At 62.0% G+C, this 25,455-nt stretch carries 23 protein-coding genes and 1 tRNA gene; 2 read left to right on the forward strand and 22 right to left on the reverse strand.

Annotated elements, in window-relative coordinates:
- Window positions 1-12: 12 nt before the first annotated feature.
- The 20 genes from RLO07_RS16670 to RLO07_RS16765 form a co-directional block, all read right to left on the reverse strand.
- Complete coding sequence (locus tag RLO07_RS16670; protein WP_462293272.1) at window positions 13-1,188, reverse strand: phosphoglycerate dehydrogenase; 1,176 nt, start codon at window positions 1,186-1,188, stop codon at window positions 13-15.
- Window positions 1,189-1,217: 29 nt separating this feature from the next.
- Complete coding sequence (locus RLO07_RS16675) at window positions 1,218-3,098, reverse strand: SurA N-terminal domain-containing protein (protein ID WP_462293273.1); 1,881 nt, start codon at window positions 3,096-3,098, stop codon at window positions 1,218-1,220.
- Window positions 3,099-3,230: 132 nt separating this feature from the next.
- Window positions 3,231-3,506, reverse strand: coding sequence for an HU family DNA-binding protein (locus RLO07_RS16680; RefSeq protein WP_462293274.1), 276 nt, complete (start codon window positions 3,504-3,506; stop codon window positions 3,231-3,233).
- Between the two features lie 214 nt (window positions 3,507-3,720).
- A complete protein-coding gene (gene lon, locus RLO07_RS16685; protein WP_462293275.1) occupies window positions 3,721-6,132 on the reverse strand; it encodes an endopeptidase La in 2,412 nt (803 codons plus the stop codon).
- 112 nt (window positions 6,133-6,244) lie between these two features.
- A complete protein-coding gene (gene clpX / locus RLO07_RS16690; RefSeq protein ID WP_462293276.1) occupies window positions 6,245-7,543 on the reverse strand; it encodes an ATP-dependent Clp protease ATP-binding subunit ClpX in 1,299 nt (432 codons plus the stop codon).
- A 106-nt stretch (window positions 7,544-7,649) separates the two neighbouring features.
- Window positions 7,650-8,291, reverse strand: coding sequence for an ATP-dependent Clp endopeptidase proteolytic subunit ClpP (gene clpP / locus RLO07_RS16695; protein WP_462293277.1), 642 nt, complete (start codon window positions 8,289-8,291; stop codon window positions 7,650-7,652).
- 62 nt (window positions 8,292-8,353) lie between these two features.
- Window positions 8,354-9,679 (reverse strand): trigger factor, encoded by a 1,326-nt coding sequence (gene tig / locus RLO07_RS16700; protein WP_462293278.1) that lies wholly within the window; start codon window positions 9,677-9,679, stop codon window positions 8,354-8,356.
- An 87-nt stretch (window positions 9,680-9,766) separates the two neighbouring features.
- A tRNA-Leu gene (locus RLO07_RS16705) sits at window positions 9,767-9,851 on the reverse strand.
- 194 nt (window positions 9,852-10,045) lie between these two features.
- The gene (locus RLO07_RS16710; RefSeq protein WP_462293279.1) at window positions 10,046-11,098 is read right to left on the reverse strand and encodes a beta-N-acetylglucosaminidase domain-containing protein; all 1,053 of its coding nucleotides are present in this window, start codon (window positions 11,096-11,098) and stop codon (window positions 10,046-10,048) included.
- Between the two features lie 249 nt (window positions 11,099-11,347).
- Window positions 11,348-11,701, reverse strand: coding sequence for a PilZ domain-containing protein (locus tag RLO07_RS16715; RefSeq protein WP_462293280.1), 354 nt, complete (start codon window positions 11,699-11,701; stop codon window positions 11,348-11,350).
- Complete coding sequence (gene holB, locus RLO07_RS16720; protein ID WP_462293281.1) at window positions 11,698-12,732, reverse strand: DNA polymerase III subunit delta'; 1,035 nt, start codon at window positions 12,730-12,732, stop codon at window positions 11,698-11,700. Before holB ends, RLO07_RS16715 begins: the two co-directional genes overlap by 4 nt.
- The gene (gene tmk / locus RLO07_RS16725) at window positions 12,699-13,358 is read right to left on the reverse strand and encodes a dTMP kinase (protein ID WP_462293282.1); all 660 of its coding nucleotides are present in this window, start codon (window positions 13,356-13,358) and stop codon (window positions 12,699-12,701) included. Before tmk ends, holB begins: the two co-directional genes overlap by 34 nt.
- Before the next feature lie 2 nt (window positions 13,359-13,360).
- Window positions 13,361-14,398: an endolytic transglycosylase MltG gene (gene mltG, locus RLO07_RS16730; protein ID WP_462293283.1), complete on the reverse strand. Its 1,038-nt coding sequence runs from the start codon at window positions 14,396-14,398 to the stop codon at window positions 13,361-13,363.
- Window positions 14,395-15,237 carry an aminodeoxychorismate lyase gene (gene pabC / locus RLO07_RS16735; protein WP_462293284.1) on the reverse strand — a complete coding sequence of 281 codons (843 nt, stop codon included), beginning with the start codon at window positions 15,235-15,237 and terminating at the stop codon, window positions 14,395-14,397. Before pabC ends, mltG begins: the two co-directional genes overlap by 4 nt.
- Window positions 15,238-15,250: 13 nt before the next feature.
- Complete coding sequence (gene fabF, locus RLO07_RS16740) at window positions 15,251-16,492, reverse strand: beta-ketoacyl-ACP synthase II (RefSeq protein WP_462293285.1); 1,242 nt, start codon at window positions 16,490-16,492, stop codon at window positions 15,251-15,253.
- Between the two features lie 99 nt (window positions 16,493-16,591).
- Window positions 16,592-16,828: an acyl carrier protein gene (acpP, locus tag RLO07_RS16745; RefSeq protein WP_027951009.1), complete on the reverse strand. Its 237-nt coding sequence runs from the start codon at window positions 16,826-16,828 to the stop codon at window positions 16,592-16,594.
- 132 nt (window positions 16,829-16,960) lie between these two features.
- Entirely contained in the window at window positions 16,961-17,704 is a 744-nt protein-coding gene (fabG, locus tag RLO07_RS16750) for a 3-oxoacyl-ACP reductase FabG (protein WP_462293286.1), read from the reverse strand.
- Window positions 17,705-17,736: 32 nt separating this feature from the next.
- Window positions 17,737-18,690, reverse strand: coding sequence for an ACP S-malonyltransferase (gene fabD / locus RLO07_RS16755; RefSeq protein WP_462293287.1), 954 nt, complete (start codon window positions 18,688-18,690; stop codon window positions 17,737-17,739).
- Between the two features lie 187 nt (window positions 18,691-18,877).
- Window positions 18,878-19,060, reverse strand: a complete 183-nt coding sequence (rpmF, locus tag RLO07_RS16760; RefSeq protein ID WP_462293288.1) for a 50S ribosomal protein L32 — start codon at window positions 19,058-19,060, stop codon at window positions 18,878-18,880.
- Between the two features lie 3 nt (window positions 19,061-19,063).
- A complete protein-coding gene (locus RLO07_RS16765; RefSeq protein WP_462293289.1) occupies window positions 19,064-19,600 on the reverse strand; it encodes a YceD family protein in 537 nt (178 codons plus the stop codon).
- A 97-nt stretch (window positions 19,601-19,697) separates the two neighbouring features.
- On the opposite strand from RLO07_RS16765, the gene RLO07_RS16770 reads away from it, so the two are divergent.
- Window positions 19,698-20,276, forward strand: coding sequence for a Maf family protein (locus RLO07_RS16770; RefSeq protein ID WP_462293290.1), 579 nt, complete (start codon window positions 19,698-19,700; stop codon window positions 20,274-20,276).
- Here the strand turns inward: RLO07_RS16770 and RLO07_RS16775 are convergent.
- The gene (locus RLO07_RS16775; protein ID WP_462293291.1) at window positions 20,258-20,917 is read right to left on the reverse strand and encodes an HAD-IA family hydrolase; all 660 of its coding nucleotides are present in this window, start codon (window positions 20,915-20,917) and stop codon (window positions 20,258-20,260) included. The genes RLO07_RS16770 and RLO07_RS16775 overlap by 19 nt on opposite strands.
- Window positions 20,918-20,923: 6 nt before the next feature.
- Entirely contained in the window at window positions 20,924-21,880 is a 957-nt protein-coding gene (gene rluC / locus RLO07_RS16780) for a 23S rRNA pseudouridine(955/2504/2580) synthase RluC (RefSeq protein ID WP_462293292.1), read from the reverse strand.
- Window positions 21,881-22,482: 602 nt separating this feature from the next.
- Between rluC and rne the strand changes: the two genes are divergently transcribed.
- The gene (gene rne / locus RLO07_RS16785; RefSeq protein ID WP_462293293.1) at window positions 22,483-25,365 is read left to right on the forward strand and encodes a ribonuclease E; all 2,883 of its coding nucleotides are present in this window, start codon (window positions 22,483-22,485) and stop codon (window positions 25,363-25,365) included.
- Window positions 25,366-25,455 lie beyond the last annotated feature (90 nt).

A 25,455-nucleotide genomic window follows, 5' to 3' on the forward strand; every position in this document is an offset into this window, starting at 1 on the left:
CCCTGCCTCCGGTTACGGAATCACTCGGACATTGACCACGCCATCCAGCGCACGCATGGATGCCAGGCTGGACTCGGCGGGGCAAACATCCATGTCGATCAGATTATAGGCGATGTCGTCGCGGCTCTTGTTCAGCATGTCGACAACGTTGATGTCCAGCTCGGCCAGGATGGACAGTACACTCCCGAGAATTTTCGGGACGTTGGTATTGGTGACCGCCAGGCGGCAGCCACCCGCCCTTTCCAGCTGCAAGGTCGGGAAGTTCACCGAGTTGCGGATATTGCCGTTCTCGAGAAAGTCGCGCAGCTGGTCCGCGGCCATGACGGCGCAGTTGTCCTCGGCCTCGTCGGTACTGGCGCCAATGTGCGGCATCAGCACCACATCCCTGCGCCCGATCAGTGCGGGGCTGGGGAAGTCGGCGATATACTTGCGCAGCTGACCACGCTCCAAAGCCGCCAGCAACGCAGCCTCATCGACAATCTCCTGGCGGGCAAAGTTCAGCAGGCAGGCGTGGGCAGGCATCGCCGCCAGCATTTCGGCATTGACCAGCCCACGCGTGGACTCCAGCGCCGGCAGGTGCAGGGTGACGTAGTCGCTGCGCGTGAATACTGCCGACAAGGTATCTGCCTTGCGCACCTGACTGGACAGTCGCCAGGCAGCATCCACTGACAGGGCGGGATCGTAACCAATCACGTCCATTCCCAGGGTCAGGGCCATGTCGGCCACCAGGGAGCCGATCGCGCCGAGACCGACTATGCCCAGGGTTTTGCCGCGCAGCTCATTGCCCTTGAAGTTTTTCTTGTTGGCTTCCAGGGTCTGGTGCAGTTCCGCGGCGTCAGCGATGCCGGTGAGGCCATCGACGTAGGCCAGACCCTCGATGATGCCGCGGGAACCCAGCAGCAGGCCGACAGCGACCAGCTCCTTGACCGCATTGGCGTTGGCGCCCGGGGAGTTGAACACGGGTATGCCACGGCGGGTACATTCCGCCACTGGAATATTGTTGACCCCGGCACCGGCACGGGCAATCGCCAGCACCGAATCGGCAATATCCGCCGCCTGCAGTTTGTGACTGCGCAGGAGGATGGCGTCCGGATGGGTGAATTCGCTGGCAATTTCGTAAGCATCCCGGGGCAGGCGCTCCAACCCCTTCACTGAAATCTGGTTGAGCGTAAGAATGCGTCTGCCCATGGTATTGGTCACTATCCTGTCAGTTGGCGTCAAAGAACGGAAATCTCGGCGTCGGCACGCAGGGCCTGCTCGTGTTCAACCTGCAGCACGGCCCCAAACTCGCCGCCGATACGCTGCCGCAGGCTCTCTTGCTGCTCTGGCGGCAAGCTGGCCAGCTCGCCGGCCTCGACCCGCACCAGCTGCAGTACCCGGGCATCGCCCGAGGCTTCGACAACATAGTCAACTACCGGTCCGGCAGCAGGCGCCGGCAGGCTGAAGGCGCGCTCCAGCACTGCGCCTGGCACGGTGCGATTGTCGCGTCGCGCCCCGATTTCAACCTGCCACTCGTAGCCCTCGCGCTGCGCAATGGCCTCGACCGTGTCTTCACCAGAAGCCAATGCCGCGACCGCTGTCTCGGCGGCGCGCTCAAGTGCTTCCTGCGCCCGCTCCCGGGTCAGTGCCGCAACGATTTCTTCCCGCACCGCCTTGAGCGGTTGCAACTCGGGCTTGTTGTGTTGATGCAGGTGCACAGCAACAAAACGGTCGTCGCTGAGTTCAACGACCTCGCTGTTGTGCCCCAACTCGAGAACATCTTCCGAGAAAGCTGCGCGCAAAATCGCGGGCGCTGCCAGCGGACCGGCTTGCTGGTCACGGGTTACGGGGCCGCTACGCTTGACCTCCAAACCCAGTTCCTCCGCCGGTCGCGAAAGGTTGCTCGCGGTAAATGCAAGATCACGCAGTTGTTCCACTGCCAGCAGCAGCGCGACCCGGGCGTCGCGATCCTGCAGGCGCGCCTCAAGTTGCGGGCGCATTTCGGCAAGACTGGGCGGGTCGGCCTCGCGGCGCTCTGTTACCAGCAGGAAGTGGGTGCCAGCCTCGGTCACAACTGGCTCGGAAATGGTGTTGACGTCCAGCTCGGCAATAGCTGCTTCCATCTCTTCGGGAAACGCATCGCCGGCACTGAAACCGAGATCACCGCCATTACCTGCCGAGCCAATATCGTCGGAACGCTCTGCGGCAACCGCCGCAAACTCCTCGCCCGCATCCAGCGCCGCCTGCACTGCTTCGACGCGGCCGGCGAACTCGGAATCGCTCTCGCCACTGGCCTGTTGCAGAAGGATATGCGCCACCCGATTCTCGGTCTGGTACTGGTAGCTGCCGAGTTCGATCCGGTACTCTTCCTCAAGATCACGCTCCGCCACCGGTTCGCGGAAATCCTCCAGGGTCAATTCGACATAATCAAGCACGACCGACTCGGGAGTCATGAAGCGCTCCTCATTGGCCTGATACCAGGCCTCAATCTCGGCGCTATCGGGCTCCGATATACCGAGGAACGGCTCCAGCGGGATCGTCAGATAGCGAATGTCGCGCTGTTCGGCAAGGATACGGGCGTTCAGCGCCATTTCGGCGGAGGTCGCGAAATCGCTGCCTGCCAGCCCCGAGCGGAGCTGGTTCAGCACCAGGTCATCCTGCAACGCCTGCTTGAAGGTCCCGGGCGTATAGCCCGCGGACGCCAGCAGGCTCCTGTACATCTCCGGCGAGAACTGGCCGTCGATCTGGAACTGCTCCATACCACCGATAACAGCTCCCAGCTCCGCCTCGGATACAGTCAGGTCCAGCGCACGGGCGGACTGCATCAACAGCTTGCGGTTGATGATACCCTCCAGCGCCCGAGCGCCCAGGCGCTGCTCATCCAGCAGCTCCGGATCCAGGTCATTCCCCATCATCGCCATCAGCTGCCTGCGCTGGGTATCCACCGCCTGCTGCAGTTCCAGGGGAGTGACCGATTCACCGTTGACTTCCGCGACGCTGTTGCCACCGCCACCCAGAAGAATCGATTCGATACCAAAGAGGGCAAAGGAAATGACAATGAGGCCGATTACAACCTTGGCGGCGGTTCCCTGGGTGCTCTTGCGAATATCCTGAAGCATGGGTCATTTTTCCACTGTGTATCAACAAAAAAGCGCACCCTTGAGTGCGCCTTTCCCTGGACAGTTACAACATCACTGGCGGAGCCGGAAACTGCGGGTTACCGGCCGGGGGCCTGTCCCTGACATTGTGACTCAGGTGTTGACTGCATCCTTGAGCGCCTTGCCGGGCTTGAAGCCGGGGACATTGGACGCCTTGATCTGGATGCTTTGCCCGGTTTGCGGGTTGCGGCCTTCACGTGCGGCGCGGTGTTTTACGGCAAAGGTGCCAAAGCCCACCAGCGTCACCTGGTCGCCCTTGCCAAGCGCTTCAGTAATGCTGTCTACAACAGCGTCGAGGGCACGGCCGGCGGAAGCTTTGGGCAGGTCAGCGGCGGCGGCAATGGCATCGATAAGTTCGGTCTTGTTCACAAATATCCCCTTGGAGTGTTATTTGACAAAGTGTCGCTCAGTGTAGCCGCGGCAAAGCGCGACCAAATTCATGGTACGGCGGAATGCACCAGAAAGTGTTTCCGGGTGACCCATCCCGGGCGCCCAAAGACGCCGCAACAGGGAGGAACACCGCTGGATTCAGGGCTCCGACTGTATACCAGAGCTCAACTCAGGGTCAACCGAAACCCCTGTTTCAGTGCGTATTAATCCGGTTTTTCTCGCCCTGGCCACTATCCTGCCCGGTACCCGGAGCCGGCGCCAGATACTCCTCGTCGGTCAGCGGTTCCGGCATCTGCTCCAGGGCGATAGCCAGCACTTCGTCAATCCATTTCACCGGCCGGATCTGCAGGTCCTGCTTGATATTGTCAGGCACTTCCTTGAGATCGCGCTCATTCTCCTTCGGAATGATGACGGTCTTGATGCCGCCGCGGCGAGCTGCCAGAAGCTTTTCCTTGAGACCACCGATGGGCAGCACCTCGCCGCGCAGGGTAATCTCCCCGGTCATCGCCACATCGGCGCGCACCGGGATTCCCGCACAGACCGAGACCAGCGCGGTGCACATGGCGACGCCGGCGCTGGGGCCGTCCTTGGGGGTCGCCCCTTCGGGGACATGGATGTGGACGTCATGTTTTTCATGCCAGGATGCCGGAATACCCAGCATCTGCGAGCGGCTGCGGATCACCGTGGTCGCCGCCTGAATGGACTCCTGCATCACATCGCCCAGGGAACCGGTCTTGACATAGCGGCCCTTGCCGGCCACGGACGCGGCCTCGATGGTGAGCAATTCACCGCCGACCGACGTCCAGGCGAGCCCGGTAACCTGCCCGATCTTGTTCTCGTCTTCCGCAATCCCGTAGTTGAATTTGCGCACCCCGAGCAGATCCGGGAGCATCTCCGCCGTCACCACGGTATCGGAGTCGACCTCATTGAGGGCGAAGCGCTTGACCATCTTGCGGCAGATCTTGGCAATCTCCCGCTCCAGTGACCGCACCCCGGCTTCCCGCGTGTAGTAGCGAATAATGTCGATCACGGTACCTTCGGCAATGCTGACCTCGTCCTTGGCCAGACCGTTCTGCCGCAGCTGCTTGGGGATCAGGTAACGCTCGGCAATGTTGACCTTTTCGTCCTCGGTATAGCCGGGGATACGAATGACCTCCATGCGATCCAGTAGCGGACCGGGGATGTTCATGGTATTGGAGGTACAGACGAACATGACATCCGAGAGGTCATAGTCGACCTCGAGGTAGTGGTCGTTGAAGGCGTGGTTCTGTTCCGGATCCAGCACTTCCAGCATCGCCGATGCAGGGTCACCCCGATGATCCATGCCCATCTTGTCGATTTCGTCGAGCAGGAACAGCGGGTTCCGGACCCCGGCCTTGGACATTTTTTGCAGCAGCTTGCCGGGCATTGAGCCAATATAGGTACGGCGGTGGCCGCGAATCTCGGCTTCGTCCCGGACTCCGCCCAGCGCCATGCGCACAAATTTGCGATTGGTGGCACGGGCGAGGGATTCACCCAGTGACGTCTTGCCGACCCCGGGCGGACCCACCAGGCACAGGACCGGGCCCTTGACCTTGCGCACGCGCTTCTGTACCGCCAGGTATTCGAGGATACGCTCCTTGACCTCCTCCAGTCCGAAGTGGTCTTCGTTGAGAATGGTCGAGGCGCGCTTCAGGTCATGCTTGACCTTGCTGCGCTTGGACCAGGGCACGCTGACCATCCAGTCGATGTAGCTGCGCACTACCGATGCCTCGGCGGACATGGGCGACATCATCTTGAGCTTGTTCAACTCCGCCAGCGCCTTGGTCCTGGCCTCGTCGGGCATGCGCGCATCTTCAATGCGTGCCTGCAAGTCATCCAGTTCGCTGGGAGCTTCATCGAGATCTCCCAGCTCCTTCTGGATCGCCTTCATCTGTTCGTTCAGGTAATACTCGCGCTGGCTCTTCTCCATCTGCTTCTTGACTCGGCCGCGGATGCGTTTTTCGACCTGGAACAGGTCGATTTCCGCCTCCATCAGGCCCATCAGATGTTCCAGCCGCGCACGCACCTGGGCCACCTCCAGGATCTTCTGCTTCTCCTGCAGGTCCACGCTCATGTGGGCGGCGATGGTATCTGCCAGCCGTCCTGGTTCGTCGATGCCCGAGAGGGAGGTCAGCACTTCCGCGGGAACTTTCTTGCTCAGGTTTACGTATTTTTCGAACTGGGAGACGGTGGAGCGCAGCAGCCCCTCGGCCTCGTCGTCGGGGATTTCTTCACTTTCGATTTCCCGCACACCGGCCACAGTGAAGCGGCCTTCATCATCGACGTTATCAATCACAGCCCGGTAACTGCCCTCCACCAATACCTTGATGGTGCCGTCAGGGAGCTTGAGCAATTGCAGGATGTTGGAAACCGTACCCACCTGGTAGATGTCGTCTACACCGGGATTGTCGTCGGCGGCATTGCGCTGCGCTACCAGCAGGACCTGCTTGCCACCGGCCATGGCGTCTTCCAGCGCCTCGACGGATTTTTCGCGCCCCACAAACAGCGGCAATACCATGTGCGGGTACACAACGACATCGCGCAGGGGCAGCAGAGGAAGATCAACAACAGATGATGAACCCATAGGAATCTCCGGGTTAGAAATGGTCACGCCTGACCCATAGATGGGGGCGCCTCCAGAAAACACAAGCCGCCGAGGCAGCGGCGGACAAATGCGGCCGCCGGGCGGACCGCACTCAGTCGTCCTTGGAGGCGGTCCGGGGAGCGGGTTCGTGATTCTGGTAGACCAGCAGGGGCTCCGAGTCGCCGCGAATCACGGATTCGTCGATAACCACCTTGCTGACATCGCTCCGGGAAGGGATGTTGTACATGGAGTCCAGCAGCACCCCTTCGAGGATGGAGCGCAGCCCCCGGGCCCCGGTCTTGCGCTCCATGGCGCGCTCTGCCACCGCGCGCAAACCGTCCTCGCGGAAATCGACTTCAACGCCCTCCATCTCGAACAGCTTGCTGTACTGCTTGGTCAGGGAATTGCGCGGCTCGGTAAGAATCTGCACCAGAGCCGGCACGTCCAGTTCTTCCAGGGTCGCGATCACTGGCAGGCGGCCGACAAACTCCGGGATCAGGCCGTACTGCACCAGGTCCTCGGGTTCCAGCTCGAACAGCAACTCGCCAACATTGCGGCGCTCGTCCTTGCTCTTGACCTCGGCATTGAAGCCGATACCGCCCTTTTCCGAACGGTTGCGGATAACCTTGTCGAGACCGGCGAAGGCGCCGCCACAGATGAACAGGATATTGGAGGTGTCCACCTGCAGGAATTCCTGCTGTGGGTGCTTGCGCCCGCCCTGCGGCGGCACCGACGCGACCGTGCCTTCAATAAGCTTCAACAGCGCCTGCTGCACACCCTCCCCGGAAACGTCACGGGTGATGGATGGATTGTCTGACTTGCGCGAGATCTTGTCGATTTCATCTATGTAGACGATACCTACCTGGGCTTTCTCGACATCGTAGTCGCACTTCTGCAACAGCTTCTGGATGATGTTCTCGACGTCTTCCCCCACATAGCCCGCTTCGGTCAGCGTGGTCGCGTCGGCAATCGTGAAGGGCACATCCAGCAGCCGGGCCAGGGTCTCGGCCAGCAATGTCTTGCCGCTGCCGGTTGGACCCACCAGCAGGATATTGCTCTTGCCGAGTTCGACGTCTTCACCGCGGGTACTGGATTGGCCGTGGCGCAGACGCTTGTAGTGGTTGTAGACAGCGACAGAAAGTACTTTTTTGGCACGCTGCTGGCCGATCACATACTCGTCGAGAATGGCCTTGATCTCGTGCGGCGTCGGCAGGTTGTCGCGCTTGGCTTCACTGCTGCTTTCCTGCACCTCCTCGCGGATGATGTCGTTGCATAGATCCACACACTCATCGCAGATGAACACCGATGGACCGGCAATCAACTTGCGTACTTCGTGCTGGCTCTTGCCGCAAAATGAGCAATACAGCAGCTTGCCACCGTCGTCGCCTGATTTTGTGGTGTCTTTAGTCATGCTCTGCCCTGTGGTCCGTGTATTCTGCCAACTCACCTTATTCAAAGATGATGTTTTTTCCCACCATTTGCAAGTCCCGCGGAACCGCTGTGGAGATAGGGGCCAGTTACTTCGCCGCCGCAGCCCGGCGGTTGATGACCTCGTCGACCAAACCGTATTCCTTGCTCTGCTCCGCATTCAGGAAGCGATCGCGCTCGGTGTCGCGCTCTATGGTTTCCAGCGTCTGACCCGTGTGTTCGGCCATCAGTTCATTGAGCCGCCGGCGAATGATGAGAATCTCACGGGCGTGGATCTCGATGTCCGAGGCCTGGCCCTGCGCACCGCCGCTGGGCTGGTGAATCATGGTGCGGGCATTGGGCAGGATGAAGCGCTTGCCCTTGGCTCCGCCACCGAGCAGGAAAGCCCCCATTGACGCCGCCTGACCGATGCACATGGTGCTGACATCCGGCTTGATGAATTGCATGGTGTCGTAGATCGACATCCCCGCGGTAACCGAGCCCCCGGGCGAGTTGATGTAGAGGTGGATATCCTTGTCCGGGTTCTCGGATTCGAGAAACAGGAGCTGGGCCACAATCAGGTTCGCCATGTGGTCTTCAACCGCTCCCACCACGAATACGACCCGCTCCTTGAGCAGGCGCGAGTAGATGTCATAGGAGCGCTCCCCGCGGGCGGTCTGCTCCACAACCATCGGGATCAAACCGAGGTTGCTGATGGTGTTGCTGTTACGGCCGTCTGGCAGGTTTGACATGGTCGACTGTTCCTTGGCTATCAATCTGGCGGGCGCCACCTGCGGTGGTGCCCGGTCTTGGGTCAGCCCTGGTTCTGTTGCGCCTGGGCGATCGCTTCCTGGTAGGTACAGGCCTGTTCCGTGATGTTGGCGTCTTCCAGCAGTTTTTCCACGACGCTGTCTTCCAGCACCTTGGACTCTACCGACGCCAGCTGGTCCGGGTTCCCATAGTACCAGTTAACAACCTCTTCCGAGTCCTGATAAGTGGCGGCCAATTCCTCGATGGTTGCACGCACCTTGGCGGGATCCGCCTTGAGGCCGTGCTTGTTGATCATCTCGGAGAGGATCAGGCCCAGCTTGACGCGGCGCTCGGCGTTGTCCCGGAACATGTCGTCGGGAAGTATCGACTTGAGATCCAGCCCCTCGGGTGCGGCGCCGCCAAACTGCTGGAACATCTGCCCGCGGAGCGCGTCTATTTCCTGGGCAACCAGCGCCCGGGGAACCTCAAGCGCCTTGTGGGCTTCAACTACCGCGTCCATCACCTGCTGCTTGACCTTGTTGTTTACGGCATTTTTGAGCTCCCGGCTCATATTTTCCGCAACTTCCTTGCGAAATTGTTCCTCACCTCCCTCTTCCACGCCATAGAGCCTGAACAACTCGTCGTTCAGTGGTGCCGGGGTCAATTCCTTGATGCTGTTGAGCTTGACCACAAACTCCACGGCGGCCCCGCGCAGATCCTCGTTGTGATAGTCATCGGGAAAACTCAGGTCCAGGGTCTTTTCTTCCCCTGGCTGCATGCCGACGATACCATCCTCGAAGCCCGGGATCATGCGCCCGGAGCCCAGTTCCAGGTCAGCACCCTCTGCGCTGCCACCTTCGAAGGGTTCGCCATCGCGGGTGCCGGTGTAGTCAATATTGACCTGGTCGCCAGTAGCGGCGGCGCGCTGCACCTCGTCCCAGCTACCCTGCTGCTTGCGGAACACATCAATAATGGTGTCGATATCCGCATCGGTGACCTCCGCCGCCGGCCGGGTCACCTCGAAACCGGCCATGGCGACCACTTCCACTTCCGGGAACACCTCGAACGTCGCCACGTACTCCAGGTCCCTGCCGGGCTCCAGGTTCCGCGGCTCGATGCTGGGCTGGCCGGCAGGGCGCAGCTTTTCCTGTACTACCGCCTCCTGGAAGGAACGACTCATGACCTCGCCAAGCACTTCCTGGCGCACGCCGGCACCGAAGCGCTGGCGCATGACCTTCATCGGCACCTTGCCCGGGCGAAAGCCTGGCAAGCGCACGTTCTGGGCCGCTTTCTGCAGCCGGGAATCGACCTCGCTGTCAACGCGCGCGGCGGGAACACCCACGGTCAAACGTCGCTCCAGGCCTGAAGTCGTTTCAATGGACACCTGCATGCTTATTCCTCACAATCCAATCGGTAGAGGGCGCCACGGCGCCCGGTCATCTGGTGCAACCTTGCCCGGGGCAAGGTCACGGCAAGTTGGTGCGGAAGGAGAGACTCGAACTCTCACGCCTTGCGGCACTGGAACCTAAATCCAGCGCGTATACCAATTTCGCCACTTCCGCCTGTAGGGAAACTACCATTGCGCCCGGTCGGCATGCTGGAATAATCCTGCAAACACGCCGTAACTTTTTGATTCTTCAGGGGTAAACGCCCCGTCCACGCGCAATCTGGAGCTCTCACAAGGGCGCAGATTCTGCCACAAACCCAGCCTCTACACAACCGCGCAGGCATTCACCGCAGACACAGCCGGTGGCGATCAATCGGTCAGGCAGGCAGGGTCAAAAGCATCCTCGCCGCGCAGCCAGCGCACCACTTCGACTGCTGCGGGTCCCGGCAGTGTGCGGTAGAGAGCCTCGAGATCACTGCGGCGCTTCTCCGGCATATCCAGCCCCTGATCGCGAAACAGGGCGCTGTCGCGCTGCAACTGCTGCCAGGCAGCCGCGCCAAGGATTGCGCCGGGAACATCGTCGCCGGCCGCCCTCTCCCCGGCATACAGCCGCGCCAGCCCCAGCAGGGCCGGCACTGAGCACAGCCCCTGGATCATCGGGTTGCAGAAGTGCCCGCGCAGTGCGTCGGCTGCGTACTCAGGACGCTGCGCCAGCGGCTCCAGATAGAGGTGGCGACTGCGCAATGCGCCGTCGTTCACCGGATAGTTGTCCCACAGTACCAGAGGCCGCCCCAGCGCCGCCCGCGCCCGCGCCACATCCCGGGCCAGAATGGACTTCGAACAGACTTCATTGCCGGTCCAGAACACGTCGACCCCAGCGGGCAGCAGGTGGCCGAGTTCCGCCCAGTAGGATGCCGGCCGCGGGCCGAAATGCCGCTCCAACACCGGATCAAATGAATAGTAGGTCGGACAGACCAGTAACCGGGCGGCCGTGGTCCAGTGCTCAATGTCGGCCACGATCTCAGCCTGTCGCCCGGCGAGGTCTGCCTGGTCGCCGGGCATATCGTCAAAAAGTACCGCGAGCAGGGGCGCCTCCAGCTCGTTCAGCCGCTGGATCTTGCCCCGCAGGCGCCGCTGCTCCAGCGTGCCATAGCCGGCGTAGAGCTGAAAAGGTGACAGGCCGATACCAAAGCGCAGCCCTGCAGCGGCATAGTGGCGACTCAGTTCCAGCAGCTGTCGCCATTCGGCTGCGGGCCAGTCATTCTGCCACTGCCTGCGCAGGAAAGGGTCAGCCTTGGGGGCGTAGAGGAAGCTGTTGAGGCCGAGCTGGCACAAGATATCCGCATAATCCAGCCGCAACTGCTGGCCCCAGGGACGCCCGTAAAACCCCTCCACCACACCAGAGAGGAATTCAGAAGACACGGCCAAGAGAGCCCTTATTACTTTTCGAAGCGTGAATCAAGCAATATATTCCGAATTAGCCTAATAATCCGCCGCTTTCATGTGGAAAATTACCACTGATCGACGATACTTATGTCGTGGCCGTTACATCCCTGAATTTAGCTAACGGTCGCAGGAGTCCCTTTTTGCTCCTACAGGGAAGCAATCCCTTTGTGTTTCACTCCTAATGGTCTTCTTGGGTCCCCTTCGGGACCCATTTTTTTGCTGCCGCTACATGGTGTGGGTGGGTCTGTCGGAGCTGAGGGATCCCGCGAGATGGTTTTCGATCTTGCTGTTGGCGACCGCATCCTGCTCACTGAACTGCACCCCGATACCCGCCGTGCGATTGCCCTGGGCGCCTCGCGGTGTGACCCAGACCACCCTGCCGGAGATCGGGATCTTTTCCGGCTCGTCCATCAGGGTCAGCAACATGAAGACTTCGTCGCCGACGCTGTAGCTCTTGTTGGTGGGCACGAACAGTCCACCGTTATTGAGAAACGGCATGTAGGCGGAATAGAGTACCGCCTTGTCCTTGATGGTGAGCGACAGAATGCCGTTGCGACTGCCTGCAGCTGTATCACTCATGTTTGTATCCCCCCGGTCCGAGTCGCCATAGTAGCATTGCCCTGCGGCTTGCCAAAGCAGTCACGCAGGCCCATCAGGGCACTCTCCAGCACCAGCTGTGGATTCGGGTTGGAGCCGGCGGCAACGGCTCCACGCAGTCTTTGCAGGCGATCCAGCAAATGAAAATGGTCGCGGCAATCCGGTAGTGTGGCGGCGCGCTGCTGGCGCAGATGTTGCTGCAGGAATAGCGCAATTTCCTCCAGTGCCAGCGCCAGATCCAGCTGACTGAAGAGCGAGACCACCCGGGCAACCGCGGGTTCACCGGCCGCCAGTGCCTGCAGGCCCGCATGCCGCGCCTGCAGACTGTCGCTACCCGATTCACGGTACAGGCGTTCCGCCCGCAGCGGCATGCCTGCGGCCAGGTGCAGAAGGTCTGCACTGGCCTCGCGTGTTCCGGTCAGGTGGTCCAGCCACGGCAGGCACTGCGTCGTGGGTGGCAGCGGCAATTTCAATAGCTGACAGCGCGAGCGCACCGTGGCAGGTACGCCCTGCAGCCGCTCGCAAGCGAGAATGATGTGGGTGTCGCCGGCGGGCTCTTCCAGGCACTTGAGCAGGGCATTGGCGGCGTTCGTGGTCATGGCCTCGGCCGGTGCCAGAACCAGCACCTTGCGCCTGCCGAAACTGGCGGTGCGAAACGCGAAGGCCACGGCATCCCGAATCTGTTCAATCTTGATGACCTTGCTCTTGCCCTCCGGCTGCAGCCAGCGAAAGTCGCCGTGACTGCCGGACTGGCTGTAGCGGCAACCCGGACAGGTGCCGCAATTGTGCCCCGCCACCGGCGCATGGCACAGCAGCAGGCGCGCCAGCGCCAGCGCCAGGCGCGCCTTGCCAATGTCCGCAGGACCCGCCAACAATAACGCGTGCGGCAGTTGCCCTGATTCCAGCTGTTCCTGTAAACGATTCCAGGCCTCACCCTGCCAGGGCAATGGGGCACTGATGGGTGGCAGCTCAAGCAGGTTCATGGCCGCCCCGGGTGTCGCGGTCGCCAGCAAGCGTAAAGCTCCTCGCAGATTTCCTGCAGGCGCTCCTGTACCTCAGGAAGCGGCAGGCTGGCATCAACCAGGTGGTAGCGACCACTGCTTTCCCGCGCCAATTGCAGATAGGTGTCCCGTACCCGCTGAAAGAACGCCAGCTGCTCCTGCTCGAAACGGTCCAGCTCACCCCTGCCACGCACCCGTTCCAGGCCGGTTTCCACCGGCGCGTCCAGCAACAGGGTGTAGTCCGGGCGCAGCTCGCCCTGCACCAGCGTCTCCAGGGTACGCACCGCGGATGCCGGCATCCCCCGCCCGCCACACTGGTAGGCGTAGCTGGCATCGGTGAAGCGATCGCAAATAACCCACTGACCGGCCGCCAGGGCGGGCTGAATAACCTGCTGCAGATGCTGGGCACGCGCCGCAAACAACAGCAACAGTTCCGCCATTGGCGCGACGGGCTCCTCGCGAACCCGCAGCAAAACATCGCGAATCTCCTCACCCAGGCGGGTGCCGCCAGGTTCACGGGTAACCACCAACTCTACTCCGTGGCTCTCCAGGTAGGCGGCGATACAGGCGATATTGGTGGACTTGCCGGCGCCCTCGCCCCCTTCGACAGTGATAAACAAGCCGCGTCCTGTTTGCATTGCTATTGCGTCCCTGGTGTCGAGCGATAGTCATCCCGTCGCTGCAACTGATATTTACGCACAGCCCGCTCGTGGCCTTCAAGGGTGGCATTGAATTCATGCGTACCGTCGCCGCGAGCGACGAAAAACAGGGCGTCACCAGCTGCGGGCTGCAGCGCGGCGTGAATCGCAGCTCTGCCCGGCAATGCGATGGGCGTCGGCGGCAAACCGCCGTGGCGATAGGTATTGAACAAATTGCCTGCATCGCGCAAATGCCGGCGTCGGAGATTGCCGTCAAAGGATTCACCGAGACCATAGATGATGGTCGGGTCTGTTTGCAGCCGCATGCCGAGCTCCAGCCGCCGCACAAATACGCCCGCAATTTCCTCGCGCTCCTCTGGCACACCGGTCTCGCGCTCGATGATGGACGCCATTATCAGGGCCTCGTAGGGCGTGGCATAGGGCAGGTCCGGCGCACGCTGCTCCCATTCGGCAGCCAGGGCCCGCTGCAGGGCATCGTGAGCGCGACGGAGTATATCGAGGTCACTGGCACCGCGCTCGTAACGGTAGGATTCGGGAAGAAACAGCCCCTCGGGAGCCTCATGTGGCGCCACCAGCTGCAGCAGACGCGGGTCATCGGTACCGTCGAGCACTGCCTCCAGCGTCGGCTCCGCGGCCAGGATTGCCAAGGCCCGGCTGAGAACAATACCTTCCGGCAGGGTCACCTGATACTGAATCACCTGGCCGCTGACCAGCAGGTCCAGCAACGATTCTGCGCTCAGCCCGGGGACCAGCCGGTATTCGCCGCGACGAATGCGTGCATCCAGGCCATGGTAGCGCGCCCAGGCGACGAGCAACTCGGGGTGGGGAAGGACGCCCTGGTCATGCAGGCGTCTGGCAACGCTGCGCAGGCTGTCGCCGGGCTGCACACTCATTACCAATCCGTTCTCGGGCAGATTCAGCGGAGCCGACCAGCGCTGTACCACTTCGCGTGCCACCAGTGCCGTCAGCACCATTGCCACCAGCGCAAGCGTCAACAGGATCCGCGCCCTGTCTTTCACTCGCGCAGGCACTCCACATACGCGGCATGCAGGTCCCGGGTTACCGGGTGCCGGCGCCAGCGGCGGTCGCGAAACGCCGCCACGGGGCGCAAGCCGACAACCGTATTGCAGTAGAACAATTCGTCCGCTCCCAGCAGCTGTGACAGCTCCAGGCGCGACTCCGTTACCCGTAATCCGCAGGCTGTGGCGAGCCGCTCCAGTACCAGGCGGCGCCGGGTGCCGGCGATCCCGGCTTCATTCAGCACCGGCGTCAACAGACTCTTGCCCGCAACCAGAAACAGGTTGCCCGCAGATACCGACAGGGGCGCACCAGACTGCTCCAGCAACAGGACTTCATCAGTGCCCTGCGCATCACAGTCGGCAGCGGCAAGCACCTGTTCCAGCCGGTTGAGGTGCTTGAGACCCGCCAACAGGGGCTGGCGCGCCCAGCGCACCGCAGTCTCTCCGAGGTTTGCCGGAGCTGCCATCTCGGTGGGATCACTCGCGAGCGCCGAAACGCTGATGATCACCCTTGGCCGGCAGTCCGCTGGAGGCGCGTAACCTCGCGGCCCGGGGCCGCGACTGACCGTAAGGCGCAGCACCCGGAAGGGAGACGAATCAGGACTGGAGGCCGCGGCTTGCGCAAGGTGCTTGCGCACGGACTCAAGGCAATCGGGAAAGTGCAGACGCTGCAGGCCCGCCCCCAGGCGGTCGAGGTGGAACTCAGGCAACAGGGGCCGGTCGCCACGCAGCAGTATGGTCTCGAACAGACCGTCGCCATAGGCAAAAGCGCGATCAGGAAGGGGTAACGCGTCAGCTGGGACGCCGTCAATCCAGGTATTGGTATTGGCCTCGCCCACCACCCGCGCGGCGTCAGCCAGGCTGACTGAACAACAACGACCCGTTGGTGCCACCAAAACCGAAGGAATTCGACAGTGCGTAGCGTATTTGACGCTCCTGGGCAGTATGGGGAACGTAGTTGAGGGTGCAGCCTTGGTCCGGGTTGTCCAGATTAATGGTCGGTGGGGCAACCTGATCCCGGAGCGAGAGAATGGCAAAAATCGCCTCCACTGCCCCGGCGGCGCCCAACAGGTGGCCGATCATGGACTTGGTCGAACTCACCGCTACCGCTTCGGCCGCAGTACCCAGCACAGCCTCAATGGCGCGACTTTCCGCCAGGTCGCCCGCATTGGTGGAGGTGCCGTGTGCATTGATGTAATCGATCTGGTCAATGGCCACACCGGCGTCGCGAATGGCATTGCGCATTGCAGCCGCTGCACCGCGACCGTCTTCCGGCGGCAGGGTCATGTGGTAGGCGTCGCCACTCATGCCAAAACCGCTGATTTCCGCATAGATGTGCGCGCCGCGAGCCTTGGCGGACTCGTACTCTTCAATCATCAGGACGCCGGCGCCGTCACCGAGCACAAACCCGTCGCGGTCGCGATCCCAGGGGCGCGAGGCTGCGGCGGGATCATCGTTGCGAGTGGACAGCGCGCGGGCGGCAGCGAACCCGGCGAGCCCGACCGGAGTGGTCGCCATTTCCGCACCTCCCACCAGCATCGCATCCGCATCGCCCAGGGCAATCAGGCGCGCACCGAGACCAATGTTATGGGTACCGGAGGTACAGGCGGTTACCACTGCGAGGTTCGGCCCCCGCATATTGAAGCGCACTGAAAGATTGCCGGAAATCATGTTGATGATGGAGCCGGGGACGAAGAAGGGAGAAACCTTGCGCGGGCCGGAATTGGCAACGATCTCGGAATTCTTCTCGATCTGGCCAATGCCGCCAATGCCGGAGCCGATGGCACAGCCAACCCGGTCCGCGTTCCCCTCGGTGATTTCGAGGCCGGAATCGAGCATGGCCTGGATACCTGCAGCCATGCCGAACTGGACAAAGATATCCATTTTGCGGGCATCCTTGTCACTGAAATAGGGCGCGGGATCGAAGCCCCGGACACTGGCGCTGAAACGGGTTGTGTAGGAGGCGACGTCGAAATCGACTATCGGCGCAACGCCGCTCTTGCCCGCAAGAATATTTGCCCAGGTCTCATCGACATTCAACCCCACGGGGCTGACCATGCCGAGGCCTGTGACTACAACGCGTCTGCCAATCACCGCACGTACTCCCCGGTTGACTCAGGAACTGGAAGCATAAATAAGAAAAGCCGCTCCATCAAAACACTGAGGCGGCTTTCCGGTTTACCGAGAATCAGATCAGGCGAGGTTTTCCTTGATGTAGTCAATCGCCAACTTCACAGTGGTGATCTTTTCGGCTTCTTCATCGGGGATTTCTGTCTCGAATTCTTCTTCGAGCGCCATTACCAGTTCAACGGTATCGAGGGAATCGGCGCCCAGATCCTCAACGAACGATGCCTCCGTCTGTACTTCTTCTTCTTTAACGCCAAGCTGTTCTGCGACAATCTTCTTAACGCGTTCTTCGATGCTGCTCATTGTATTGGTAACTCCTGAAAATTTAATTCTGAATGAAACCTGGTCACCCGGCCCGAGGCGGCATTTTACTCTGTTTTTCCGCCGAGTAATAATTTTTTTTGGACCGGCAAGGCCCGCCTTGAAGCCCGAGACTCAGGCCATGTTCATACCGCCGTTGATGTGAATCGTCTCGCCGGTGATGTAGCCTGCCACTTCACTGCATAAAAAGCCAACCAGGGCGCCAATTTCCTCTGCCTCGCCGAGCCGGCCGAGAGGAATCTGGCCCAGCATCTGGCTGCGTTGCTCGTCCGACAGTGAGCGAGTCATGTCGGTATCGATAAAGCCAGGCGCAACGCAGTTCACCGTTACTGCCCGCGAACCCAGTTCTCGTGCCAGGGCGCGGGAAAAACCTTCAGCCCCCGCCTTGCTGGCAGCGTAATTGCTCTGGCCGGCATTGCCCATCGCGCCCACCACCGAGGTGATGTTGACGATGCGGCCCCAGCGCGCCTTGGTCATGCCGCGCAGGCAGGCCTTGCTGACCCGGTAGAGTGCATTGAGATTGGTATCGATAACCGACTGCCATTCATCCGCCTTCATCCGCAGCAGAATATTGTCGCGGGTAATGCCGGCATTATTGACCAGCACCAGCGGCGCTCCAAACTCTGAGGTGATGCCTTTCACACAATCGTCAACCGCCACCTGATCAGCGACATCCAGTGACATCCCACAGCCGCCATAACCCGCCGCCTTGAGGTACTCGCTGATCGCCGCCGCCCCCTGTTCCGTGGTCGCGGTGCCGACGACGGTATAGCCATCACCTGCCAGTTGCTCGGCGATAGCGCGGCCGATACCGCGGCTGGCGCCGGTGACCAGGGCCACTTTGCTGTCATTGCTCATGCTCTCGCTCCCAATTGCGTGTTAAATGTCCTTCAGGCGGCTGCAAGCGCAGCGATGGCATCCTGCAGACTCGCTGGCTCCTCCACCGAATAGCTGTCGAGTTCCCCGTCTATGCGCTTGTTGAGACCGCTGAGGACCTTGCCGGGGCCGCATTCCACGACGCTGCGTACGCCATTGGCGGCCATGTATTCGACACAGCGCGTCCATTGCACTGGACTGTAGATCTGTTCCACCAGCAGACCGCGAATGCGCTCCGGATCGGACTCCGGCCGGGCATGCACATTGTGTACCACAGGTATCGCGGGGGCACTGACAGGCACTGTCGCCAGGGCCTGGGCCAGCTTCTCACCGGCAGGTCGCATCAAAACCGTATGGAATGGCGCGCTGACGGGCAGCGGCAGGGCGCGTTTCGCCCCGGCTGCCTTGAGAGCGGCACTCGCGCGCTCCACCGCTGCGGCATGGCCTGCGATAACTACCTGCCCGGGGGAATTAAAATTTACCGCCGCAACCTCACCGACACCTTCTGCGGCAATTTCGCCGCATATGCGGTTGATGCTGTCGTCATCAAGGCCGATGATCGCGGCCATGGCGCCCTCACCCACCGGCACCGCGGTCTGCATGAACTCGCCGCGCTGGCGTACCAGGGATACCGCATCGGCAAAGTCCAGAGAACCCGCGCAGACCAGCGCCGAAAACTCGCCGAGACTGTGGCCGGCAAGCAGGGCGGGTGCGACCCCACCGGACGTCTGCCAGGCGCGCCACAGGGCCACGCTGGCAGTCAGCAGCACAGGCTGTGTCGTCGCGGTCAGGTTCAGCGCCTCCTGCGGCCCCGACTGCACCAGCGCCCACAGATCAAGATCCAGCGCCTCCGATGCCTCGGCAAAAGTATCGCGAACAGTCTGGTACTCGGTGTGCGCAGCGGCGAGCATGCCTACCTTCTGCGAGCCCTGGCCGGGAAAAACAAAAGCAATGTGACGGGCGGTCATGGTGTGGCAGGTCTCCTCGATGACGTGCAGGCAGGTTCAGGCCAGATCTGGCCTGTCTGCCGGCATTGTAGAACAGAGCGGAAAAGAAGGCGCGCAAACACAAAACGGGAGCCTGGGCTCCCGTTTTGTGTTTTCCAGTGCAGTCGGCACGCAGGTGCCTGCCGCGCCCGATGAATCGGGTCCGGACTTACTCGTCGTTACCGGTGTTGACGACTTTCTTGCCACGGTAGAAACCGTCCGCAGTGACGTGATGACGACGGTGGGTTTCACCGGACGTCTGGTCCACGCTGAGGGTCGGGCCGGTGAGAGCGTCGTGGGAACGGCGCATACCGCGGCGTGAACGTGATTTCTTGTCCTTTTGAACAGCCATGTCTTACTCCTGATGGGTATCGCCGGGCTTTAACTGCGCCAGCACGTCAAACGGGTTGGACTTCTTCGGGGGCCCGTCTGCTTCGGGCTCCGCGGTCAGGTCCGCCAAAACTGTGTTGCAATCCGCCTGCTCGTGGTAGCTGAAGGGCGGCAAGGCCAGTATCAGCTCATCCTCGACCAGTTCCCGCAGCGAACACTCCTCCTCAGTCACAATGGCCGGTTCCAGTGAGGCAGGTAACTGCCTGGCCTGTTCGTCCGTCCAGACCACCGCCAGGGTGCTGTCGGCATGCAACTGCACCGGCATCGGCTGCAGGCACCGCTGGCAGGTTACCGTCACCGTACTGTTGGTGATGGCCCGCACAACATACCTGCCCTCCTCGTCCCTGGAGAACGTCAGTTCCGCTTCGATAATGCCCTCGCCTGCGGCGAGCAGATCCCGAAAACGGGGCAACTGCAGCGGTTTCAACGTGCCCCTGGCGATCGCGCCACGCGTGGCGGCCTTGCGGACATCCAGCGTGTCGGGGAGGGGGTCGGTCAACATAGGCGCGCATCATAGGGGCGGTTTCCCCCTTTGTCAAAAAAATTCTTTAGAATACAACCAGTTCAGGGCGCCCGCCCGCAGCCACGGAAAACTGCTCATGGATCTGATCCTCGCCTCCACTTCGCCCTATCGCCGAGAGCTGCTCCAGCGCCTGCAACTGCCATTCCGTTGCCTGGCACCGGACGCGGATGAAACCCCGCGGCGGGAGGAGGCCCCCGAATCTCTGGCAGCACGCCTGGCGCTGGCAAAAGCCCGTTCCATCAGCAGTGCCCACCCGGCCAGCCTGGTCATCGGCAGCGACCAGGTCGCGACCCTGGATGGAGCCCTGTTGGGCAAGCCCGGCAACCGCGCCAATGCCCGGCAACAGCTCCTGGCCAGCGCCGGCAAGACAGTGCAGTTCTTCACCGGGCTGGCCCTGTGCCGCGAAGAAGCCGACTTCGAGGCCGTACTGGTGGCGCCTTTTGCCGTGCAGTTTCGCGCCCTGGACAGCACCGCCATCGACAATTACCTGGACAGGGAGCAGCCCTTCGACTGCGCCGGCAGTTTCAAGTGCGAAGGGCTGGGTATCACCTTGTTCGAGCGCATGCGTGGCGACGACCCCACCAGCCTGGAAGGTTTGCCACTGATAGGCCTCACCAGCCTGCTGCAGCAGGCGGGCTACCCGGTCCTGGCGTGAGCAATCAGTTCCGGCAAAGCGCAGAGGTCCAGCAGGCTGTCGATGACGGCCCGTGGCTGATGCTGCGCCAACTGCGCAGGCGAGTGCACGCCGAAGCTGACCCCGACTGACGCCATATTGATTTGTCGCGCCATGGCCAGATCGTATTCCGAGTCACCCACCATCAACGCCAGTTCCGAGGTCTTGCTACGCTCCGCCAGAATCTGTTGCAGCATCAGCGGATCCGGCTTCGAGCGGGTCTCGTCGGCGCAACGGGTGCTGTCAAAATAATTCTCCAGACCCAGGCCGCGCAACACCCGATCCAGGCCGCGACGGCTTTTACCCGTCGCCACGGCCAGCTCGAAGCCGGAGCCGCGCAGGGACTCCAGGGTTTCCAGCGCGCCTGTGTGCAGGCGCGCCGGCCCCTGATCCAGCGCGACATAACAGCGTGAATAAGCCTCTCGCATCCTGTCCCAGGCTGCCAGCGGCTGCCCCGGAAACAAAATGGGCATGGCCTGCGGCAGGCTGAGGCCGATAATGTGGCGCACCGCGGCCGCCTCGGGGATCGGGAGCCTGCACTCCTCTGCCGCCGTCTGCATGGCGGCGACAATTTGCTCCACAGAGTCGCAAAGGGTCCCGTCCCAGTCAAATATAACTATCATAATCAGTTAGTTACGCATATTTTGTAATATCAGTTCGAGCTCAGGCTCGAGCGGCGCCTCAAGCTGCAGTCGGGGCTGGTCCGGGAGGGTAAAGGAGAGCGCGCGGGCGTGCAGGAACAGTCTCTTTACCCCCAGCCTGCGAGCCAGTGCCCGGGTAGCGTCGTCCATGTACTTGTCATCACCGAGAATCGGGTGCCCAGCGAACTGGGCGTGGACCCGGATCTGGTGAGTGCGACCGGTATGCGGCCGCGCCTCCACCAGCGTCGCCTCCGGAAATTGCTCGAGCGCCGCAAAGCCGGTAATCGAGGCCCTGCCCTCCTTCGCCACCTTGACCATGCGCTCACCGGACTGGACGATGTTTTTCTGCAGCGGCGCCTCCACGATGCGCCGCTCCTTCGGCCAGCGCCCCGCCACCAGGGCGAGGTAGCGCTTGTCCACACCGTCGCCGCGCAACTGCCGGTGCAACTCGCGCAGGATCGCGGGCTTGCGCGCCACCAGGATCAACCCCGATGTATCCCGATCCAGGCGGTGGACCAGTTCCAGATAGCGGTCCTGCGGACGCAATTGACGCAGGCATTCGATCAGGCCGAAGTTCAAACCGCTGCCGCCGTGTACCGCCAGCCCGGAGGGCTTGTTGATGACCAGCAACCCGGGGTCTTCGTAGACGATACGGTCCTGTATCGCGCCGGCCCAGAACCCCGGAATCACGGGCGCCGCCCCCGGCTCCGGTTGATGCAACGGCGGTACTCGCAATACATCGCCCTCCGCCAGGCGGTAGTCCGCCTTGACCCGGCCCTTGTTGATGCGGAACTCACCCTTGCGCAGACCGCGGTAGATACGGGTCTTGGGCACGCCCTTGAGTACTTTCAACAGGTAGTTGTCCAGCCGCTGACCGGCGCTGTCCGCCTCGATCAGCAGCTGGCGGACCCCGCTTGTCACCTGCCTGGAGCTGGAATCACTCATCGTTTCTGGAAATCACTTGATAATTGAAGCACTTACCGTTTCAGGTTATACTCCGCGCCGTGTAGCTGGGCTCGGGGCACTGTTTTTGCCTCCGACGCACGACGCAGCCGTTCCGGTGACAGCAGGGCCTGCCGAAGTAATCGCAAGGCTCCATCGGATAGATGATACCCGCACTTGCGCGTGCAGGCACACAAAGGTTGTCGGTGCGCGCTACCCGCCGGGCTCTGCCCCGGGCCTTAACAGGCAATTCCGCACCGATACATTATGAACCGCGCAGTACCTATGCCGGGTCACAGAATCAGTAATTGCTCAAGGCAACGCGGTCGTATTCGTCAGGTGATGCGACCCTAACAAAAAGGTCAGGCCCGCGCCAGCGCGGGGCCCCTTGCCAGCGTTGCCTGGCGGCACTCCCCCGCGGAGAGCCGCCACAATACAAATCACCTGAGCGTACGGAGTACTGCCACTGGCGCAATGCGACCCGGCCCCAACGGCCGGCAGCACCTGCGACAGGCACGCATACTCGGTTATGTCCGGCAGCGATGCCGGCTGTATGGCTGATTCCCCGCCCCGCCAGGCCTGCGCGCACCAGGTAAATGGCAAACATGAAAAAAATGCTTATCAATGCAACCCAGCCCGAAGAGCTGCGCGTTGCCCTCGTTGACGGCCAGCGTCTGTATGATCTGGACATCGAAAACCGCACCCGTCTGCAAAAGAAATCCAACATCTACAAAGGCAGGATTACCCGTGTTGAACCCAGCCTCGAAGCCGCATTTGTCGACTTCGGCGCCGAGCGCCACGGCTTCCTGCCGCTGAAGGAAATTGCCCGCGAGTACTTTTACAAGGATCCGGGCAATGTCGAGGGCCGCCTGAAGATCAAGGAAGTGGTCAAGGAAGGCACTGAAATCATCGTTCAGGTTGACAAGGAAGAGCGCGGCAACAAGGGCGCCGCACTCACCACCTTCATCAGCATGGCCGGCCGCTACATGGTCCTCATGCCCAACAACCCCAAGGCCGGCGGCATCTCCCGGCGCATCGAGGGTGACGACCGCAGTGAACTGCGTGAAGCCCTGGGCGGCCTGGAGATTCCCAACGGCATGGGCGTCATCATCCGCACCGCCGGCGTTGGCCGCACCACGGAGGAACTGCAGTGGGACCTGAATTACCTGCTGCAGCTTTGGGAATCGATCACCACCGCCAACCAGGAGGTCAAGGCCCCCGCACTGCTGTTCCAGGAAAGCAACGTCATCATCCGCGCCGTGCGCGACTACCTGCGCGACGACATCGACCAGGTCCTGATCGACTCCGATGACGCCCTGGCTGAGGCGATAGAGTTCGTCAGCATGGTGATGCCCAAATACAAGAATCGCATCAAGCGCTACGAAGACTCCATCCCCCTCTTCAACCGCTTCCAGATCGAGAGTCAGATCGAAACTGCATTCCAGCGCGAAGTGCGCCTGCCTTCCGGCGGCTCCATAGTCATTGACCCCACCGAGGCCCTGGTCTCCATCGACATCAACTCGGCCCGAGCCACCAAGGGTTCCGATATTGAGGACACCGCCCTGCAGACCAACCTGGAAGCCGCTGACGAGATCGCGCGGCAACTGCGTCTGCGGGACATGGGTGGCCTGGTGGTAATCGACTTCATCGACATGCTGGCCGCGAAAAACCAGCGCAACGTGGAGAACCGCATGCGCGATGCGCTGGAGCTGGACCGCGCCCGGGTCCAGGTTGGGCGCATTTCCCGTTTCGGGTTGCTGGAGATGTCGCGCCAGCGTCTGCGCCCTTCCCTCGGTGAGACCAGCGCCATTGTGTGCCCGCGCTGTACCGGCCAGGGATCGATTCGGGATACCAAATCACTGGCCCTGTCCATCCTGCGCCTGATGGAAGAGGAAGCCATCAAGGACCGCAGCGCCGAAGTGCGCGGCATTGTGCCGGTGGACGTGGCGGCCTACCTGCTCAACGAGAAGCGCGCCGCCCTGTCCGAGATCGAACAGGTGACCCGGACCCGGCTCCTGGTCATCCCCAACCCAAACCTGGAAACGCCGCACTTTGAAGTGACGCGCCTGCGCGATGATGAAGTCAGCGAAGACCGCGCGGTCAGCTACAAGATTGACATCGCCGTTCCCGATGCCGATCTCATCAGCGACTCCCATTCTGCCAATATCCCGGTCCAGCAGGCTGCGGTACAGCGCGTCGCTCCGCAGATGCCGGCTCCTGAAGTCGCACCGGCAGCCGAGGCAACGGAAGCTCCCGCGGAGCGCAAACGCAATAGCGGCGGCCGCGGTGGCAGGACCAGGGCTGCAGCAGCGCCCGCACCCACTGCAGCGCCGGTCAAGACCGGCCTGGTAACACGCCTGATGGGCATGCTGTTCGGAGAAGCGAGCAAGGCCGAGGAGCCGGTTGCGAAACCCCGCAAACCTGCCGCCCAGGAGCAGGACGACGATACCGAAAAGAAAGCGGAGAGCCGCGGTGGCAGTGGCCGCAAGCGCAGTCGCGGTGGCCGTCGGCGCAGCGGCGGTGAACGCACCGAGCGCAGCAGCGAGCAGCCACGGGGTGAGAAGCCGGAAAAAGCTGAAAAGCCCGAAAAAGTCCAGAAAAGTGAACAGCGCTCGCAGCAGGATGACTCCTCCTCCGAGGAACAGGCCTCCGCACCCAAGCCGCGCAGGCGTGGCGGCAAGGGGCGACGCCGTCCCGACGGGGAAAAGCGACCGGAGCCTGTCGAACAGCCGCAGGAAGACATCGATACTGATGCCAGTGATGACGACAGTCTGGAGATCTTCGCCCAACTGCAGGAAGAAAACGCTGACAAGCCGCGCAAGCGTCCCAGCGACATGAAGCGCGGCGAGCCCCGCCGCCGTCGCCGCCCGCGTGCCCAGGCCGACGCTGAAGCAGTGACCAATGCGACTGCAGAAAACGCTGTCAAAGCGGGAGACAGCGATGACAGCAGCGCTGAGCAGGCGCTTGACCCGGCCCAGGCTCGCGCCGAGGCCAGCGCGCCCGTGACGGCGGTTGAGGCTGAGTCAACCGCGGACACCGGCGCAGATACCTCTGGAGCGGATGCCAGCCCCGCCGAGGCAGTGGAAGGAGCCAAAACTGAAGTGGTTGCCAAGGTTGAACCGGAAGCGGAAAGTGCCGAGCCGCTGGCTGAGGCGACTCCCGAACCTGAAACGGCAAAGGCCGATGTGGAACCAGCCGCTGCTGAAGAGGCCGAGGTAGAACCCGCGCCCGAAACGACTCCGGTCGCCCCCTCCGCTCCCGCCGCCAGCAAGCCCGCGGGCATTACGGCTGATGGTCGCGCGGCCAACGACCCCCGGATCGCACCGCGTCCGCCCGGCCGGGTCGAGATCACCACTGTCCACCCGACCCTGTTCCGGGAAGAGCAGTATCCCCCGGTCCAGGGCGGTGGCGGCAACGCTCCGCGCGCCAGCAATGATCCACGCGGTCAGCGGTCAGGCGCTGGCACACGGGGGGCTGCCGAAGGCTGATCAGCAGGTGAAATGTGCGCGCACAGGGACTCAGATTCTTGTGCGCGCAAGTGGGCCCTGTATAATCGCGCACTCCCGCGCAACGCGGGA

It is taken from the genome of Haliea sp., from assembly GCF_040221975.1.
Lineage (GTDB): Bacteria > Pseudomonadota > Gammaproteobacteria > Pseudomonadales > Halieaceae > Haliea.